The organism is Rhodococcus sp. P4_F3_2, from assembly GCF_056401335.1.
The window spans coordinates 1-467 of sequence record NZ_JBFUJN010000191.1 but is presented as its reverse complement, the minus strand read 5'-3'; the positions used below and the strand labels follow the sequence as shown (position 1 = coordinate 467).

Below are 467 nucleotides of genomic sequence, written 5' to 3'. Positions count from 1 at the left end.
AGTAATCTCTATACAAAAACAGGACTAGGTGCAGGGTATCATGAATTAGTTATTACACCTATTCAAAATGGGATTGATGCAACAACCGGACGAATGATTATAGAATCGGTTGTCTTTAATAAAAAAGCCATTGTGAAAAACTGGGCTGTTTCTGGAACGTATATGTCGTGGTTATTATCAAATATGAGCAGTTTAATTGAAGCAGACGACACAATTGTCTGGTCACAAATGGGTGTAAATGACCGTAGTACATTACCAATTGAGGGCTTAAAAGAGCTTCATCGGTATTTCATCGAATATGTAAAAGGTCTAGGGAAAGAGATTATTATTTCTTCTTCRCAACCTGTACGAAATGAAAGTGATGGAGCTGCCACCTATTTTAAATTAATTGATATGGACACGGCGTTTAGAGATCTTTCACGGGTAAATGGTGTTTATTTTGTTTCGGGTTATGATCCGTTCATTAG

The 467-nt window shown here is 36.5% G+C and carries 1 protein-coding gene; it reads left to right on the top strand.

Annotated features, from left to right (window positions below; genetic code table 11):
- Window positions 1-467, top strand: a 467-nt coding sequence (locus tag AC1DWA_RS33365) for a hypothetical protein (protein WP_477917764.1), incomplete at both ends; no start/stop codon positions are given.